16 protein-coding genes are annotated in these 17,208 nt (G+C 42.9%); 14 read left to right on the top strand and 2 right to left on the bottom strand.

Features of this window, described 5'->3' with window-relative positions; genetic code table 11:
- Positions 1 to 72: 72 nt before the first annotated feature.
- From RHM67_RS19785 to RHM67_RS19850, 14 genes are all read left to right on the top strand, one after another.
- Entirely contained in the window at positions 73 to 735 is a 663-nt protein-coding gene (locus tag RHM67_RS19785; protein WP_322229065.1) for a DUF4433 domain-containing protein, read from the top strand.
- Positions 735 to 1,790 carry a macro domain-containing protein gene (locus tag RHM67_RS19790; protein WP_322229067.1) on the top strand — a complete coding sequence of 352 codons (1,056 nt, stop codon included), beginning with the start codon at positions 735 to 737 and terminating at the stop codon, positions 1,788 to 1,790. The genes RHM67_RS19785 and RHM67_RS19790 overlap by 1 nt, the downstream gene beginning before the upstream one ends.
- 108 nt (positions 1,791 to 1,898) lie before the next feature.
- The gene (locus RHM67_RS19795; RefSeq protein ID WP_322229069.1) at positions 1,899 to 2,891 is read left to right on the top strand and encodes a glycosyltransferase family protein; all 993 of its coding nucleotides are present in this window, start codon (positions 1,899 to 1,901) and stop codon (positions 2,889 to 2,891) included.
- A 361-nt stretch (positions 2,892 to 3,252) separates the two neighbouring features.
- Positions 3,253 to 4,239: a DUF6427 family protein gene (locus tag RHM67_RS19800; protein ID WP_322229070.1), complete on the top strand. Its 987-nt coding sequence runs from the start codon at positions 3,253 to 3,255 to the stop codon at positions 4,237 to 4,239.
- Positions 4,240 to 4,284: 45 nt separating this feature from the next.
- Complete coding sequence (gene purQ / locus RHM67_RS19805) at positions 4,285 to 4,977, top strand: phosphoribosylformylglycinamidine synthase subunit PurQ (RefSeq protein ID WP_252759249.1); 693 nt, start codon at positions 4,285 to 4,287, stop codon at positions 4,975 to 4,977.
- A complete protein-coding gene (locus RHM67_RS19810) occupies positions 4,978 to 5,721 on the top strand; it encodes a type III pantothenate kinase (RefSeq protein WP_322229071.1) in 744 nt (247 codons plus the stop codon).
- A complete protein-coding gene (locus tag RHM67_RS19815) occupies positions 5,714 to 7,039 on the top strand; it encodes a hypothetical protein (protein WP_322229073.1) in 1,326 nt (441 codons plus the stop codon). The genes RHM67_RS19810 and RHM67_RS19815 overlap by 8 nt, the downstream gene beginning before the upstream one ends.
- Positions 7,040 to 7,050: 11 nt before the next feature.
- On the top strand, positions 7,051 to 7,626 hold the full coding sequence (lptC, locus tag RHM67_RS19820; protein WP_322229075.1) for an LPS export ABC transporter periplasmic protein LptC: 576 nt from the start codon (positions 7,051 to 7,053) through the stop codon (positions 7,624 to 7,626).
- Positions 7,627 to 7,732: 106 nt separating this feature from the next.
- Positions 7,733 to 9,832: a peptidylprolyl isomerase gene (locus RHM67_RS19825; RefSeq protein WP_322229077.1), complete on the top strand. Its 2,100-nt coding sequence runs from the start codon at positions 7,733 to 7,735 to the stop codon at positions 9,830 to 9,832.
- A 173-nt stretch (positions 9,833 to 10,005) separates the two neighbouring features.
- Entirely contained in the window at positions 10,006 to 10,521 is a 516-nt protein-coding gene (locus tag RHM67_RS19830) for a DUF2480 family protein (RefSeq protein WP_322229078.1), read from the top strand.
- 213 nt (positions 10,522 to 10,734) lie between these two features.
- Entirely contained in the window at positions 10,735 to 11,514 is a 780-nt protein-coding gene (locus tag RHM67_RS19835; RefSeq protein WP_322229079.1) for a DUF3108 domain-containing protein, read from the top strand.
- 10 nt (positions 11,515 to 11,524) lie between these two features.
- Positions 11,525 to 12,088 carry a DUF3109 family protein gene (locus tag RHM67_RS19840; RefSeq protein WP_322229081.1) on the top strand — a complete coding sequence of 188 codons (564 nt, stop codon included), beginning with the start codon at positions 11,525 to 11,527 and terminating at the stop codon, positions 12,086 to 12,088.
- 341 nt (positions 12,089 to 12,429) lie between these two features.
- Positions 12,430 to 13,566, top strand: coding sequence for a GDP-mannose 4,6-dehydratase (gene gmd, locus RHM67_RS19845; RefSeq protein WP_322229083.1), 1,137 nt, complete (start codon positions 12,430 to 12,432; stop codon positions 13,564 to 13,566).
- A gap of 14 nt (positions 13,567 to 13,580) precedes the next feature.
- Positions 13,581 to 15,194 carry a gliding motility protein RemB gene (locus tag RHM67_RS19850; protein WP_322229085.1) on the top strand — a complete coding sequence of 538 codons (1,614 nt, stop codon included), beginning with the start codon at positions 13,581 to 13,583 and terminating at the stop codon, positions 15,192 to 15,194.
- Between the two features lie 85 nt (positions 15,195 to 15,279).
- Here the strand turns inward: RHM67_RS19850 and RHM67_RS19855 are convergent, their stop codons facing one another.
- Entirely contained in the window at positions 15,280 to 15,765 is a 486-nt protein-coding gene (locus tag RHM67_RS19855; protein WP_322229087.1) for a hypothetical protein, read from the bottom strand.
- Complete coding sequence (gene tilS / locus RHM67_RS19860) at positions 15,762 to 17,096, bottom strand: tRNA lysidine(34) synthetase TilS (protein ID WP_322229089.1); 1,335 nt, start codon at positions 17,094 to 17,096, stop codon at positions 15,762 to 15,764. The genes RHM67_RS19855 and tilS overlap by 4 nt, the downstream gene beginning before the upstream one ends.
- Between the last annotated feature and the right edge of the window lie 112 nt (positions 17,097 to 17,208).

Raw genomic sequence — 17,208 nt, forward strand, 5'->3', positions numbered from 1 at the left:
TTTACTATATTAGCGTTAATTAAAAATTATGCTAATCATATTAGTTGTTGCAGTTATCAATAATGATTAATATTGCACCAAAAAACAGTGCCGGGTCATCAACCAGATACAGTAAAGATTTATCGAATAATTCATATTGATAATATTGAATATTTGCTTAAAAACGGCATGTACCATAGTGAACATATTGAGGCAGACCCGCATTATATCAATATCGGCGATGGTGATTTAATTGCAAAACGTCATGAATATCCTGTTGGTATCAATCCGCCGGGTGGGGCTTTAGGTGAATATATACCGTTTTATTTTGGTCCTTTGTCACCAATGTTATTAAACATAAAAACGGGTTATAGTGGCGTTAAGCAAAGACCGCAAAAAGATATAGTTTATATCGTTTGCAAACTTGACGACATCACTGCAATTTGCGGAAATTGGTGCTTTACTGACGGACATGCGAAAAAACGGATTAGTGCTTTTTACAATAACCTTGATGACCTTAGCGAAGTATCTTGGGATATTGTTGCAGAACGTTATTGGCGAGACACAGAAGATGATTTTGACAGGATGCGTAAAAAGCAGGCTGAGTTTTTAGTTAAAAATCATGTACCGGTAAATTGCATTCTTGGCATTGTTACTTACAATAACGAGACGGCAAAAATCGTTAAAGAGACATTAAACAAACTTAACTTAGATATCCCCATTAGGATTAATCCTAACGAGGCCTATTATTATTAATGAAATATTTAAAGGGAAATCTTTTAACTGCTAATACGCAAGCTTTAGTGAATACCGTCAATACTGTAGGTGTGATGGGTAAAGGTATTGCTTTGCAATTTAAAGATCGGTTTGCCGAAAATTTTAGAATATACGCGGCAGCTTGCAAACGCAAAGATTTTATTATTGGCGATTTGTTGGTTGTAAAAGAAAATACGATTGATGGTGAAAAAATCATTATTAATTTCCCGACAAAGACGGAATGGTTTCGTAAATCTCAATACGAGTATATCGAAAAAGGTTTGCAAAAATTGGCAGAAGTAATTAAGGAATATCAGATTAAGAGTATTGCTATTCCGCCATTAGGCTGCGGAAATGGCGGCTTAAAATGGGATAAAGTAAAACCCATGATAGAAAAACATTTAGGCCATCTTACCAATGTAGATATACAGGTATATGAACCGAATGAAGCAGTAAAAGAATTACTTAAAAAACAGGATTACAGCAAAGATGTAAAACTCACACCTGCAAGAGCAATGTTACTGTATGCAATGTATTATTATGATTCATTAGGAGAAAACACAAGTCTTTTCGTCGCTAATAAACTAGCTTATTTTTTACAACGTTTAGGCGAAACCTCATTTAATAAATTAAAATTTCAGGCGCATCATTACGGGCCATATAGTGTAGGCGTTGAACACGTTTTACACAGCCTAAATGGAAAGTACCTCAAAGGCTTAGAGCAGATGAGTGCTAAAGCCTTTGAACCATTAGAATTGCAATACGAGAAATTGCAAGAAGTAAGGGATTATATAAAAAACGAATTTACCGCGGATCAGAAAGGCCGTCTGACCAATTTAGTTAAGCTTATTAACGGGTTTGAATCAACTTTGTCTTTAGAAATCCTTGCAACAGTGGATTTTGTAAAAAAAGAAAATCCAGGTATTGACAATGATAATATTGTTAAAAAAATCCATGCATGGTCTGATAGAAAACGGAAGCTATTCCAAATGAAATATATCGATATCGCAACCCAGCACCTTGATGAATACAGTAATGATTTTAGTATAAGTTGATGTAATTTAAGCCTATTGTTGGTGCACAAGTATACTTTCACCTCCTATTCATCATTTAATAATCTTGTATACATATTTCTTTACTAAATTGCCCGCAATTCTACGCGTATGAAAATATTGTTCGGTATACAGGGTACAGGGAATGGCCACATTAGTCGTGCCCGGGAAATTGTGCCCCTGTTACAGCAATATGGCGAGGTAGACCTGCTGGTTAGCGGCACCGAAGCCGAGGTGAGCCTGAGCCAGCCGCTTAAATACCGTTTCCATGGCTTTAGCTTTGTTTTCGGTAAAAATGGCGGGGTTGATAATTGGGCCACCTTTAAAATCATGAACCTGCGCCGGCTTTGGAAGGATATGCACAGCATCCCGCTGGAGCAATACGATTTGATCATTAACGATTTTGAACCCGTTAGTGCATGGGCTTGTCGCCTGCAAAAGGTGCCGTCGGTATCGTTAAGTCACCAATGTTCGTTTGTATCGCAAAAAACGCCTCGTCCCAAAAAATGGAACTATGCCGAGTGGCTTTTTAAATATTACTCGCCCACTACGCACCACATAGGTTTCCATTTTGAGCGGTATGATGATTTTATCCATACCCCGGTTATCCGCAGCGACATCCGCCAAATGGCAACCAGCAACCTGGGCCATTATGCCGTTTACCTGCCCGCCTATAGCGATAAAACACTTATAAAGCACCTGAAAGAAACCAATGCCGAGTGGCAGATCTTTAGCAAACGCACCAAAATAGCCTACCGCGAGGGTAACGTAAGCGTGTTCCCGGTAAATAACGAGGCGTTTAACACCAGCCTGGCCAGCTGCGCCGGCCTGCTTACAGGTGGTGGCTTTGAAGGCCCTGCCGAGGCGCTGTTCCTGGGTAAGAAGGTTTTGATGATTCCTATGCGCGGCCAGTACGAGCAGCAGTGTAACGCCCTATCCGCATCTAAACTTGGGGTGGAGGTGGTGCATACCATAGGCCCCGATTTTGTACAGCGCATCAATAACTGGATAGCCGACGACCGCCGCATCACGGTCGATTTCCCGGATGAGACCGCCCGGATTGTGGATGAGATGGTGAAAAAATACGCGAGGAAAAGCGTATAAACGCCTCTTAATCTTTCAGTCTACTGTATAAATCACATCTTTTGGCTGGTTCATTTTCTATAACCCGTAGGGTTTACCGCTTTGTAGCTTATAAAAAGAAAATAACTTTGCTCCGTTAGGAGTTACCCTTTATTAGTTTTTATAGTATAAAAATAGGCAATCCGGCTGGCAAATGGGTAGCCGCTATGCGGCACAAATAGCATTTTACTATTATGCTACAAAGCGGTAAACCCTACGGGTAATTACCTCATTAATTTTTTAATTTATAGGCACACATTAGCATCCTAACGGAATGAATTAATACTGCCCATCCCAACACTCTAAAATTTTGTGCTAATTTTGCAGCCAATAGCCAACCGGTATGATCAGTATTTTTAAGGTATTTAATCCGCTTAACGTATTATGGCTGGTCATTCTGATCTTTGTGCTGCGTATCGGTTATTTAATTGAAGCGCCCGCTAAACTCCAGTTTATTTTTGTGGAGCCCTTTGCCCGCCTGCTCATCCCTGCATCATACGAATACGCCTTTTCGCCCGTTGCCAATGTTTTCCTGGCGGGATTGATGGTGTTAGCGCAGGCATTACTGCTAAATTACCTCGTTAACTATTACAACCTTTTGGGCCGTTCCACTTTTTTACCGGCACTGATGTATGTTACGATAACCGCGTTGTTCGCCCCTTTCATGACTTTGAGCGCACCGCTCATCTGTAATTTCCTGCTCATCTGGATGCTGTTCAAGCTCTTCAGCCTCTACAAAAGCGACGATGCCAAATCCACCGCTTACGATCTGGGGATGATCGTTGCCATCGGCTCCATTATTTATCTGCCCTATATTTACCTGTTCCTGTCTATCTGGATAGCCCTGATAATATTTAAACCCGTTAACTGGCGCGAATGGCTTTCGGGCGTGTTGGGATATGCTACCGTTTTCTTCTTTTTCGCGGTGTTTTATTACCTCAATAATAAGCTGGGTAACTTTTATCACATATGGGCGCCCCTGGGCAGCAAGTTCCCAAACAGTATCAACATCAACTATTACAATTACCTGGTGTTGATACCTGTACTGCTTATTTTGGTGCTTTACTTTTTTAAACTGCAGCAAAACTATTTTAAAAGTTATGTGCAGGTGCGTAAATCGTTCCAGCTATTGTTCGCTATATTTTTAATTAGCGGGCTGTCTTTTTACGTAAAAACGGAGTTTAACCTTAACCATTTTTTACTGTGCGCTGTGCCTGCAGCGGTGTTTTTTTCGTACTATTTTATCAACGCCAATGTGAAGTGGATGTACGAAAGTTTGTATTTATTGCTGCTTATCAGCATCATATATTTTCAGTTTAACACTTTTTAACTTTTACATTCGTTCAAATTTCATAGGTTATATTAGTTTTGTACCATGAAATTTGGTGTAGTAATTTTCCCCGGCTCAAATTGCGATGAGGATATCATCCACGTTCTTCAAAATGTAATGGGCCAGCAGGTGGTGCGTTTGTGGCATAAAGACCATGATTTGCAAGGTGCTGAGTTTATTGTTTTGCCGGGCGGTTTCTCGTTTGGCGACTACCTTCGATCGGGCGCTATTGCCCGCTTCTCGCCTATTATGCAAGAAGTTATACAGTTTGCAGCCAAAGGCGGTAAGGTGTTGGGTATTTGCAATGGCTTCCAGATATTGACCGAGGCAGGCCTTTTACCGGGTGCATTGCTGCACAACAAAAACCGCAAGTTTATTTGCCGCAACATCCACATGAAAGCGCAAACCACAAACTCGTTGGTTACGCAGCTGATAGACCCGCAACGCGCGTTAAAAATACCTTTGGCCCATGGCGAGGGTAATTATTTTGCCGATGCCGATGTATTAAAGGCGATAAATGATAACGACCAGGTATTATTCCGCTATTGCGACGAGGCCGGTAACATTACCGACGATAGCAACCCTAACGGCTCTATCGAAAACATTGCAGGTGTTACCAATGCAGGCCGCAACGTATTTGGCTTTATGCCACACCCCGAGCGTGCTTCAGAGAGCCTGGTAGGCAACGAAGACGGACTGGCTATTTTTGAATCGATATTATCACTGGCGAGAGCTTAAATGCCAAACCTGGTTATTGATATTGGCAACACTTTTACAAAAGTAGCCGTTTTTGAAAATGACGACCTGCTTAAAGTGGAGCAATACCGGCAACCAACCGGGCAAAACATCAATGGCTTTTTAAGCGATTATAAAATTGACGGGGTTATCATATCATCTGTAAAAACAGATAAACAACCCTGGCAAACCGCGCTGGATGAAAATTTTAGCATAATACAATTTAACAGCAGTATAACGGCAGGTATAAATAACCAATACAGATCCCCTAAAACACTTGGTGCCGACAGGCTTGCAGCGGTAATTGGGGCCAGTTATTTATTCCCCAATACCAACAACATCATAATAAGCGGGGGCACCTGCATCACTTATGACTTTGTTGACGCCGGCGCAAATTATTTTGGAGGCAGTATATCACCGGGATTAAATATGCGTTATAAAGCCGTTAACCATTACACCGCGGCCCTGCCTTTGGTAGAAGCCGACGAAACTTTTAACGCTGCGTATGGTGATGACACCACATCGGCCATCATATCTGGTGTGCAAAACGGGGTTAAATATGAGCTGCAAGGCTTCATAAACGAGTACATAAAAACAACACAAGGGTACAACATTATACTAAGCGGGGGCGATAGTATTTTTTTTGATACTCTATTGAAAAATAGCATCTTTGCCCCCTATATTAAAATTGAGCCTTACCTGGTTCTTAAAGGATTAAACGCAGCGATACAAAAGCATAATGACTAAACATATAAGGTTCCTGATAATACTGTTCTTATTTACTGCAACGGCACTTGGCGTAAAGGCGCAATCTACTGCAACTACCAGTTCCCCATATTCGCGTTACGGTATTGGTGATATTAACCCGATGTTGTTGCCGCAAAATTCTGCCATGGGCGGTATTGGGGTTGCAACAAATACCATCAACGGTTTCTTTTCGGTAAACCCGCTTAACCCTGCATCAAACGCAAACATTGGTTTAACAGTAATTGATATTGGTGTAAACGGCTCTTTCAACACGCTTGAAAAATCGGGCCAAACGTCGCAACGCAACGCAAACTTCAGGTTAAGCCATATCGCATTTGGTATCCCCGTGTCAAAACGCTCTGCCATTACCTTCGGCTTAATGCCTTACAGCGAGTTAGGTTACGCCTACAGGCAGGTAAACCCTAACTTCGGTACAGGCGCATCTGCAGATACCAATGCTGTAAATTATATATACAATGGCGATGGTGGTTTATCAAGGTTTTATTTAGGGTATGGTTTTGGCATTGGCAAACACTTATCAGTTGGTGCAAGTGCTTCATATATATTTGGTAATTTAAAAGAAAGCCAGTCTACCGAGATCCCCACCCTGCCCGGTACTTTAAACTCACGTATCGAAGAAAGCAATAGCATAAAAGGTTTCAATTATGATTTTGGTGTGCAATACGGCATCGATTTTTCTGAAAAGAAACGCTTAACATTTGGTTACTCGGCATCGGCCAATACAAAATTAAATACCACAAACAGTTACATAGTTAGCAGCTATTATCGCAATGCTAACGGCGATGAAGGCGTAGCTACAGATAGTTTGGTTAATACCCAGCAACCATCTGCCAAAATACAGTTACCTATGATAAACCGCTTTGGTATAGCATTCCAAAACCAGGGTAAATATTTAGTAGGGGTAGATTATACCATGAGCAATTGGTCTAAATTAACCGTTGCGGGTGTTAATAAAGGGCTTAGCGATAGCCGTACATTAAACATAGGCGGCCAGTTTACACCAAACATAAACTCCCTATCCAACTATTTTGCAGCAGTTGATTATCGCCTCGGTTTTGTATATGATCAAACTTACATTAACGTAAACAGCACCGATATAAAACGATACGCGGCAACGTTTGGGGTTGGTTTACCATTAAGGTCTAACACCACATCAACCTTTTACAAGGTAAACATAGGCGCCGAAGTTGGAAAACGCGGTACAATTGTTAGCGGTTTAGTTAAAGAAAGCTACATTAACTTACACCTGTCGTTCACCCTTAACGATAAGTGGTTCCAGAAATACAAGTTCGATTAATATCCATCGTAATGCAGAGCAGGCTTAAACAACTGAGCATTTATTTACCGGCTGTTTTTATAGCCCTGCTTTTAAGCGCTTGCGAAAACGACCTTAACAAGGTAAAAGCTATTGCCGCCGCCGATGCAACCAAGCCTATCCAGCGCACAACCGGCGTAGATATGATCTTAAGCGACTCCGGGTTTGTTAAGGCACAGCTCACAGCACCCCTGCTTATACAATACGATACCAAAAAAGACCCTTACAGCGTATTGCCCAAGCATGTTAAAGTGGTATTTTACAATGCAGACCTTAAGGAGGCCGGTAACATCGTTGCTGATACCGGCTATTACTATAAAGAGAAGGATCTGATCGTATTCCGCAAGAACGTAGTGGCCACCCGCGCCGATGGCACCATTTATCGCTCGGAGGAATTGATATGGGACCAGGCCAAAAAAAAAACATATTCTAACAAACAAGTGCTGATGACCAAGCCCGACGGCGACCAGATGACGGGCACCAGCTTTGTAAGCGATGATAAGCTGCGAAACCCTGTGTTTCAAAACTCTACCGCCATCATCCATGTTGATGGCAGCCTCGCCCAATAATAGCCTCAATTTTTTTCGCAAAATTTTGTGTTATAGAATTTTAGTAAAAATTGTATCTTGCGCCTCTTTTTGAGAATATAAAACATAGAAAAAATATATGGGCATAATGGGTTTTTTGCGGGAGCGAATGGGAAAGATTCTCGCAATTGTGATTGGTGTAGCACTTTTAGGCTTTATTGCCGAGGAAGTAGTTCGTTCGGGCAGTTCTTTTTTAAAGGGCGATGCAACCACTGTTGGTGAAATAAATGGCGAAAAAATTGGTTACGCCGATTTCAGTACAAAACTGGATCAATCAACACAACAATTTAAACAACAGAGTGGCGGCCAAAGCCTTACTCCGCAAATTAACAGCTACATACAGGAAACTACCTGGAACCAGTTTTTAACAGAAAAATTGCTTGGCAAAGAAATTAGCCGTTTAGGCCTTGTTGTTGGCCCAGATGAAAGACAGGCCATGATAAGCGGTAACAATCCTGACCCGCAGATACAGCGCCAGTTTGTTAACGAGAAAGGCCAGTTTGACCCGGCTAAGCTTAACCAGTTCTTAGCTTACCTGCAATCGCCAAAAGCCGAAAAAACGCAATTAGAGGCGTGGAAAGACTTTATAGTAAATTTAGAAGCCGCTAAAGTACAGCAAAAGTACATGGCCTTAGTTACTAACGGCCTGTACGTGAACTCGCTTGATGCGCAGGACGATTATCTTGCTAAAAACAAACTTGCTAACTTCAAATACACCGTGCTTGACTACGCATCAATACCTGATGCCAACGTTAAGTTAAGCGATGACGATTACAGCACTTACTACAACGAGCACAAAAGCGAGTTCAAAAACGCTAACGAGCTGCGTAGCTTTAAGTACGTAAGTTTTAACGCTGCACCATCTAAAGATGATACCCTTGCCGTAAAAGCACAGGTTGAAAAATTACTACCTGAGTTTAAAGCATCAACAAACGATTCGCTTTTTGTACAGATCAACTCAGAAACAAAAGCACAGCTTGTATACCAGAAAAAAGGCCAGTTAGAGCCTAAACTTGACTCGATCATGTTTGGTGCCGAAAAAGGCTTTACATACGGCCCTTACCTGTCAAACGGCAGCTACAAAATAGCAAAGCTGGTTGATACACGTGTAGGCCCCGATTCTGCACAGGCAAAGCACATTTTATTAAACCCTGCTACCGAAGGCGGTGTTGATAAAGCAATCGCGAAAGCAGATTCACTTAAAAAACTAATTGCCGGCGGTAAATCATTTGCCGAGCTTGCTAAAAACTTTTCTATTGATAAAGCATCAGCAGAAAAAGGTGGCGATGTAGGCATGTTTGGCCGTAACATGATGACGCCGCTATTTGAAGAAATAGCATTTAACGGTAAAGTTGGCGACATCAAAATTGTAACCACGCCGTTTGGTGTTCACTTAATGCAGATCACTGCGCAAAAAGGTTCATCTAAGGTTGTTAAAGTTGCACAGGTTGATAAACCTTTGGTACCAAGCAGCAAAACACAAAACGCTGTTTACAGCAAAGCGCAGGCTTTCTTAAGCTCGCTATCTGCCGATAATTTTGATGCGCAGGCTAAAAAAGCAGGCCTTGCTATTAAAAATGCCGAAGATGTAAGCGGTAATGCAGCTACAGTTTTAGGTTTAGATAACGCGCGCGAAGTTGTTAAGTGGGCATTTAAATCAGACAAAGGCACATTCTCTGACCAGGTTTTTACAATAGGCGACCAATACGTTATTGCACTTGTATCTGCCATTAAACCTGCGGGTTTTTTAGCTTTAGATGCTGTTAAGAAACAAATTGAACCAATGGTTCGCATCGCGGTTAAAGGCAAGCAATTGTCAGATAAATTTAATGCTGCTTTAAACGGTGCATCAACTATTGACCAGGTTGCTCAAAAAGCAGGCAGCAAAGTTGTTCCTTTGCAAAACATCGTATTTGCTAACCCAGTTATCCCGGGCTCGGCAGCAGAGTATAAAGTTATAGGTACTGTATTTGGCTCACAGCCAAACAAGGTATCGAAACCTATCGAGGGCCAGCAAGGCGTTTATGTTATCTCTTTAGATAGCTTTACCAACCCTGCACAGCTTACAAACAACGTTCGCGAGAAAACACAGTTAGGCCAAACGCTTGCACAACGCTCGCAAGGCCAGGTGCTTGATGCCCTGAAAGATAAGGCGAATGTAAAAGATAACAGAGCTAAGTTTTTCTAAGAAAAATTTAAAGTAATTTTGCATCCGGCACCAACGTTATAGTTGCTGCCGGATTTTTTATTTATAAGCGAGTTACTTTCTGCCTACTCATCCCGTATCCGAAGGATGGGTTTTTAAAAGTCTCCCCTACCGGGGGAGATTAGAGGGGGCTTAACGATTTATTTAAGGACACCATGGAAATACAGGAAAACATCATCAATAAAGTTGCGCAAAGCGGCCTAGTCACTTTAGACCCTGCCCAGTTTTACGCCCCCGGCGAGCGCGTGGTTTACGATATTAAGGATAACCTTTTCCATGGCCTGATGCTGCGCGAGAAAGATTTTAGGGAGTTTGTAAAAACGCACGACTGGGCGCAATACCAGGATAAGAACGTAGCCGTTACCTGCACTGCCGATGCTATTGTACCTGCATGGGCCTATATGCTGCTGGCAAACCGTTTGGCACCTTATGCCCGCGCCGTTGTTTTTGGCGATGCCGATGTATTAGAGACCGTACTATTTGTAAAAGAAGTAGCCGCGCTTGATGTGGAGCAATACCGCGACCAGCGCGTTGTAATAAAAGGCTGCGGCGACCTGCCTGTACCGGTATCGGCCTATGTAGAGCTAACGCAAAGGCTTACCCCGGTTGCAAAAAGCCTGATGTTTGGCGAACCATGTTCTACCGTGCCTATTTATAAACGCAAGGACTAAAACAGTCTCACCCTGCCCTCTCCTTTGGAGAGGGTTCAAAAACAAAGGCAGGTTAGCTGCGAACAAGAATTAAACTCTAACAAGGTAACTAAGTCTATATCGCATGTTAGCCGCACGCCGCTCTCTACTTCATAGAAGATTTAAAGAGCGAACAGATTTTAAAGCACTCTCCTTCGGAGAGGATTTAGGTGAGGCTATGTCTATATCAATCAAATGAAGAAATACTATTTAGTCCTTATACTTCTTACCGCCTTTGCCCGTGCTTTTAGCCAGGACGAGGCCACTAAAACCAAAGAGGTTGCTTTTAAAGCGGGCGAGCAAATTACTTATAAACTTAAATACGGCTTTTTTAGCGCCGCCGAGGCTGTAATAAAAATTGAGAATACCCCGCTGAAGTTTAACGGGCACTCCGCACTGCATATTAACGCCGCAGCCCGTACGCTGGGTACTTTTAACCTGCTGTTTAAAACCAAGAACGAATACCACTCTTACATAGACCCGGTAACGCTGCTGCCTTACTATTATTCAGAAAACAGGCAGGAATCTAACTACAGGCACACCGATAAGGTAACGTTTGACAGGGATAAGAATGTGATCACCGCCGATAAAGGCCAGTTCCCGTTTAAAGGAAATGTGTTCGATTTTTTATCGTGCTATTACTTTGCGCGTAACATCGATGTATCGCACCTCAAAATTGGCGAAAAGCTGGATCTGCGTTATTTTTTGGAAGATGGCGTCCACTCATTATCCATTACTTACATGGGTAAAGAACAGGTAAAATGCGGGCTTGGTACCTTTAACTGTTTAAAGTTTAACCCAACAATTATCCCCGGGCGCATCTTCAGAAAAAACAGTATGCTATATTTGTGGATCACTGATGATAAGAACCGCATCCCTGTTAAGGCGCATGTTGAATTGATTGTAGGCAGTTTGGTGATGGACCTTAGCCAGGCCAGCGGATTAAAATACCCGCTAAACCCGGTACAAAAATAAATATTAGAAAATGATTGAAGTAGGAGGCGTGTTACTGCACGAAGATGTAATTAAAAACAATTTTGTTTGCAATTTAAACAAGTGCAAAGGCGCATGCTGCCTTGAGGGCGATTCGGGCGCACCACTAAATCATGATGAATTGGATAAGCTGGACGAGATCTACCCGAAAGTAAAGCCTTACATGACCGCCAAAGGCATTGCCACCATTGAGCGCGAAGGAACCTACGTAACCGATTTTGAAGGTGACTATACCACCCCGTGTGTAGAGGTGAATAAAGAATGCGCCTACGTGATCTGGGAGAATGGCATTACCAAATGCGCTATTGAAAAAGCGTATGAAGAAGGCGCTGTAGACTGGCAAAAACCTATTTCGTGCCACCTGTACCCTATCCGCATTACCGCATACCCCGAGTTTGACGTTTTAAATTATGACCGCTGGAGCATTTGCAGCCCTGCCTGTTCTTTTGGCGACGAGCTACAGGTTAAAGTCCACGAGTTTTTGAAAGGCCCCCTGATCCGCAAATACGGTGAAGACTGGTACCGCGAACTGGAAGATACTGTAGCGGGAATCTGAATTATAAATAATATTGAATATCCAACATCGAAGCTTTCCTTCCATTATTTGTATTTGGCGTTCGGTATTCGATATTAAAATAGATCAACGTTATACAAGCTTTCGTCGTCGAAGGGTTTTATTTCATGTCGTCGCAGGGTCTCACATCGTGGACACTGCGCTGCCTTGCATATGGGCGCAGGGTCTCTTTCAGAACGCCCTGCGGAACATAATATCTAATATTTAAGTCTTCACTTAAACATTAGACATTGGGCATTCAATGTTCGATATTAAAACAACCCCCACCCGATACAAGCTTTTACAATTAATTTAAATAATATTGCATTTTATAATATTTTTTAATGAAAAAGGCTTTAATAACGGGTATAACCGGGCAGGACGGTGCATATTTAGCTGAGTTTTTGCTAAAAAAAGGATACGAGGTACACGGCATAAAACGCAGGTCATCATCTTTTAATACCGACCGGATAGATCACCTTTACCACGATCCGCACGAAAGTGGCGCTAAACTGATACTGCACTACGGCGACCTTACCGACGCCATGAACCTTACCAGGCTTATCCAGGAGATCCAGCCCGATGAGATCTACAACCTTGGTGCCCAAAGCCACGTTAAGGTAAGTTTCGATTCGCCGGAATATACCGCCAATGCCGATGGACTTGGCGTATTACGCATTTTAGAAGCCGTAAGGTTATTAGGCTTCACCAAAAAAACCCGCATTTACCAGGCATCCACATCAGAACTTTATGGTTTAGTGCAGCATGTGCCGCAAAGCGAAACAACACCTTTTTATCCACGCTCGCCTTATGCGGTAGCCAAACTTTACGGCTACTGGATCATCGTTAACTATCGCGAAGCTTACGGCATGTACGCTTGCAACGGCATCTTGTTTAACCACGAGAGCCCGATACGCGGGGAAACTTTTGTTACCCGTAAAATTACCCGGGCTGTTGCCAAGATAGGCTTAGGCCTGCAGAACTGCCTTTATGTAGGCAATTTAAGCGCACAGCGCGACTGGGGCCATGCAAAGGACTATATTGTTGCCATGTGGCTGATGTTGCAGCAGGACAAGGCTGAGGACTATGTAATAGCAACCGGCGTAACCACCACCGTACGCGAGTTTATTAAGATGGCTTTTGGCGAATTAGGTATCGATATTGAATTTAGCGGCAAGGACGAAAACGAACGTGGTGTGATCATCGATATTGACCAGCAAAAGGTAGAAAGCCTTGGCTTAAACCCCGATGGTTTAAAATTTGGGCAAACGGTTGTTAAGGTTGACGCCAAATATTTTAGGCCTACCGAGGTTGACCTGTTAATAGGCGACCCATCTAAAGCCAAAAAACAATTGGGCTGGGAACCGGGTTATAACCTGCAAGCCCTGGTTACCGATATGGTAAACTCCGACCTGCACCTGGCTAAAAAGGACGAACACATGAAAAAAGGCGGTTTTAAAACACAAAACTATTTCGAATAGTTAAACGGCATACTATGAAGAGAATATTTATCAGCCTAACGCTATTACTGGTTACCGCGGGCATCGCCCGTTCGCAATCGGTATATCAGCCCTACTCTTATGATTTTTATCAGAAGTTTAATGCTGATGCCTATTCAACCAAAACACGCCTGCATACTACTATCAAACCGTTCTTTGTTGACGATTCGCTGTTGATGCACCGCTATGATTCTATCATGAATTATGGCGACAATGGCTCAACTAATATCTTATACCGTAAGCTTTTTAACGAGCACTTAATTGATGTTAAAGGCCAAAACAGCACCTTCTACGCTGATCTTTTACCCGATTTTAACATCGGCCGCGATTTCTCTTCCAAACAAAATACCTACCTAAATTCGATAGGGATGCAGTTTGGCGGTACGGTTGGTAAAAAGTTTTACTACAATGTTACCGGCTATTTAAACCGTGCCGAAGTACCCAATTATATTTCTAACTACATTAGGCAGGTAGGCATAGCGCCGGGCATGGCTTATGCAGGCAGTTTCAATAATAAACCAAATGCATACGGTTGGGATTATATTACTGCCGTAGTATCATACACGCCGTTTAAGTATATTAACATCAGCGCGGGGCGCGATAAAACCTTTATTGGCGATGGCTACCGCTCGTTGCTGTTATCAGATTACGCGTCGCCATACCCTTTCTTTAAATTAACAGCCAACCTGGGTAATGTTAAATACATGGCTATGTGGGCCTTTTTGACAGACCCCGCAGGCACCAGTGATCTAAACATCAGCCGCAATAAATTTGGCATATTCCATTATTTAGACTGGAACGTTAACAACCGCCTTTCGTTTGGTTTCTACGATTCGGTTATTTGGGCAGGTACCGATGATGCCGGCCACTCGCGCGGGTTTGATTTTAGCTACATTAGCCCCGTAATATTTTTAAGGCCGATAGAGGCGGCCGGCGGCTCACCGGATAACGCGCTGATAGGCTTCACCACCAAATACAAGTTAACAGATGGCATAACTGCCTATGGCCAGTTCTCGCTTGATGAATTTACGGCTAAAGAGTTTTTCCATAACGCGGGCTATTCCAATAATAAATTTGGTTACCAGTTAGGTATCCGCGGGGCTAACCTATTTGGTGTACAGAACCTTAACTACCTGTTAGAGCATAACACGGTTAGGCCTTATACCTATTCAGAACGATCGAACATACTAAACTACTCGACCAATAGCGAGCCATTGGCACACCCATGGGGGGCTAACTTCCGCGAGGTAGTTGCCTTGTTAAACTACTCTTACAAACGTTTTGACCTGATGGGCGAGGCAAACTACGGCCGTTACGGACTGGATATGAACGGCATCAACTACGGTAAAGACATTTTTCGGCACTACACTACCCCATTGGCACGAGATGGTAACATTATTGGCCAGGGCTTAAAAACCAATATGGTTTACCTGCAGGGCAAAATTGGCTATGTGCTTAACCCTAAATATAACCTAAGGCTGGAGCTTGGCGGCATTTACCGTACCGAAAAGAACAGCGACTTTAACGATAAAACCAGCATGATCACTTTTGGCGTGCGCAGCTCGTTCCGCCAGATCTACACTGATCTGGCCAGTTATAAAACGCATTAAGAATTTTTTAATCTGTATAAAAAAAGGCAATTTCTGTGGTACAGAAGCTGCCTTTTTAGGTATTATTTATGACTTTTTTCCGTCTTTAAACCGTCTTCATTTCGCCGTTTATAGCGCGTAAAAAATCGTTGGCATGTTGCGAGCCGATGATGTAAATCAAACCGTCCCGGTCTGTCAAATGGATGGCATAATTACCGGCGGCGTAAAAGCGGATGGTGCCTTTGGTGTGCAGGTTGTAAACCGGATTGTTAAACAGGTAGCGGCTGTAGGTGCCTTTCTCCACTTTAACAATGCTGTTCAAGTCTATCTTAACGCGGCGGGTGCTCCACAAGCCATCAAGTAAAATACTTTTATTGCTTACCGTGGTGCTAAAGTGCAGCAGGAACCCCATGATGATGGAGATGATGATGATCACAAAACCAACAATGGCAAGCAGATCACCGTTGCGTTCGCGTTCGTCAGTAAAAAAGTAAGCGGCAAAGCAAAATAGGGCTAACACCAGGCGGATGGTGATAGGGATCCACTCCCGGCCCAGATACTGTTTTTCTACAAATACTGATTTATCACTCATAATTTAAACAGTTCGAATATAGTAACTTTTTTAGTGTTATCCTCTACTTTGTATCGTTCATCAAGCCGGTAGCCACCCACCCAAATGATGTTGCCGTTGCCATTAACCAACACGGGTACATCACGCTTTTTATGCAGTGGCACTTTCTGGTGGATGAAAAAGTCGCTCAGCTTTTGCCGTGTTTTCATCCCCAGCGGGTAAAATACATCGCCCTGCTGCCAGGCACGTACGGTTAACGGATAAACCAACAACGCCGCATCAACAGAAACCGCTAATGGATTATTTTTAACAATTAAAGCGCTATCATCATGCAGTAAATTAAGCTTATAGTTTCCATAAACCACATGCGTATCGTTTTGGTTGATGCTTACTTCAACATTCCCCTCCGCATTTTTAGGGCTGATGATGAGCCTGCCCCTGTCAACCCCTAAACTATACCCCGGGCTTTCAAATACCCTGCCTGCATGTTTATCCAAAGCGGTTAGCAGGTCGTCTACCACGGTCTCGATAAAACCAAAACCCTGTAATAGCTTAAACAGCAGCAGGCGTTGTGGCGATAGCTCCTTTATCTTATCGATAGCTATATGCACTTCATCTTCGTGATGTACCAGCAATTCCTTTTTCAGCGCTTCAACTTTATCATTCATTAACACTTCCAGGTCCCTAAAGTTGCGCAGGTTGTTCTCAAAGGTTGCCTCCAGGTTTGGGTTCAGCTCTTTTAACAATGGGACTACCTGATGGCGTATTTTGTTACGCGCATATTTGGTTGACGCGTTTGAGGCATCCTCTACATATTTTAAACCTTCGGCGGTGATGATAGTCTGTATCTCGTCGCGCGTAAGGAACAGCAGCGGGCGAACCAACCGGCCGTTTTTGGGCAAAATACCGTGCAAGCCGGCTATGCCTGTACCACGCGTAAGGTTTAACAATATTGTTTCGATAGTATCGTTCTGATGGTGCGCAAGGGCTATGGTGTCGTAACCATCTGACTGACTGATTTGATTGAACCAATTGTACCGCAGATCGCGCGCGGCCATTTGGATAGAAATTTTGTTATTATTGGTGTACTGTTGGGTATCAAATTTGATGGTATGGAAGCTTACACCAAGTTGTTGTGCAAGCTGGCGGGTAAACTCCTGGTCGGCATCGGCATCGGCACCGCGCAGCATAAAGTTGCAATGCGCAATGCTAAAATTGTACCCGGCGGCTTTTAATAAATACGCCATCAATACCGAATCCATGCCCCCGCTTACCGCTGCCAGTATATTATTGGCGGGTGTAAACAGGCTGTTTTGTTCAATAAAATCAACAAAGCGTTTAACAGGAAGCATACGTCAAAATTAAATATTCGCCTCTCCCTGCCCTCTTCAAAGGAGAGGGTTCAAAAAGAAAAAAAATCTAAGTCCTCTCTTTTGGAGAGAATTTTAGGTGAGGCTAAAATAG

The sequence above is a fragment of the Mucilaginibacter sp. 5C4 genome (genome assembly GCF_034345625.1).
In the GTDB taxonomy this organism is placed as follows: domain Bacteria; phylum Bacteroidota; class Bacteroidia; order Sphingobacteriales; family Sphingobacteriaceae; genus Mucilaginibacter; species Mucilaginibacter aurantiaciroseus.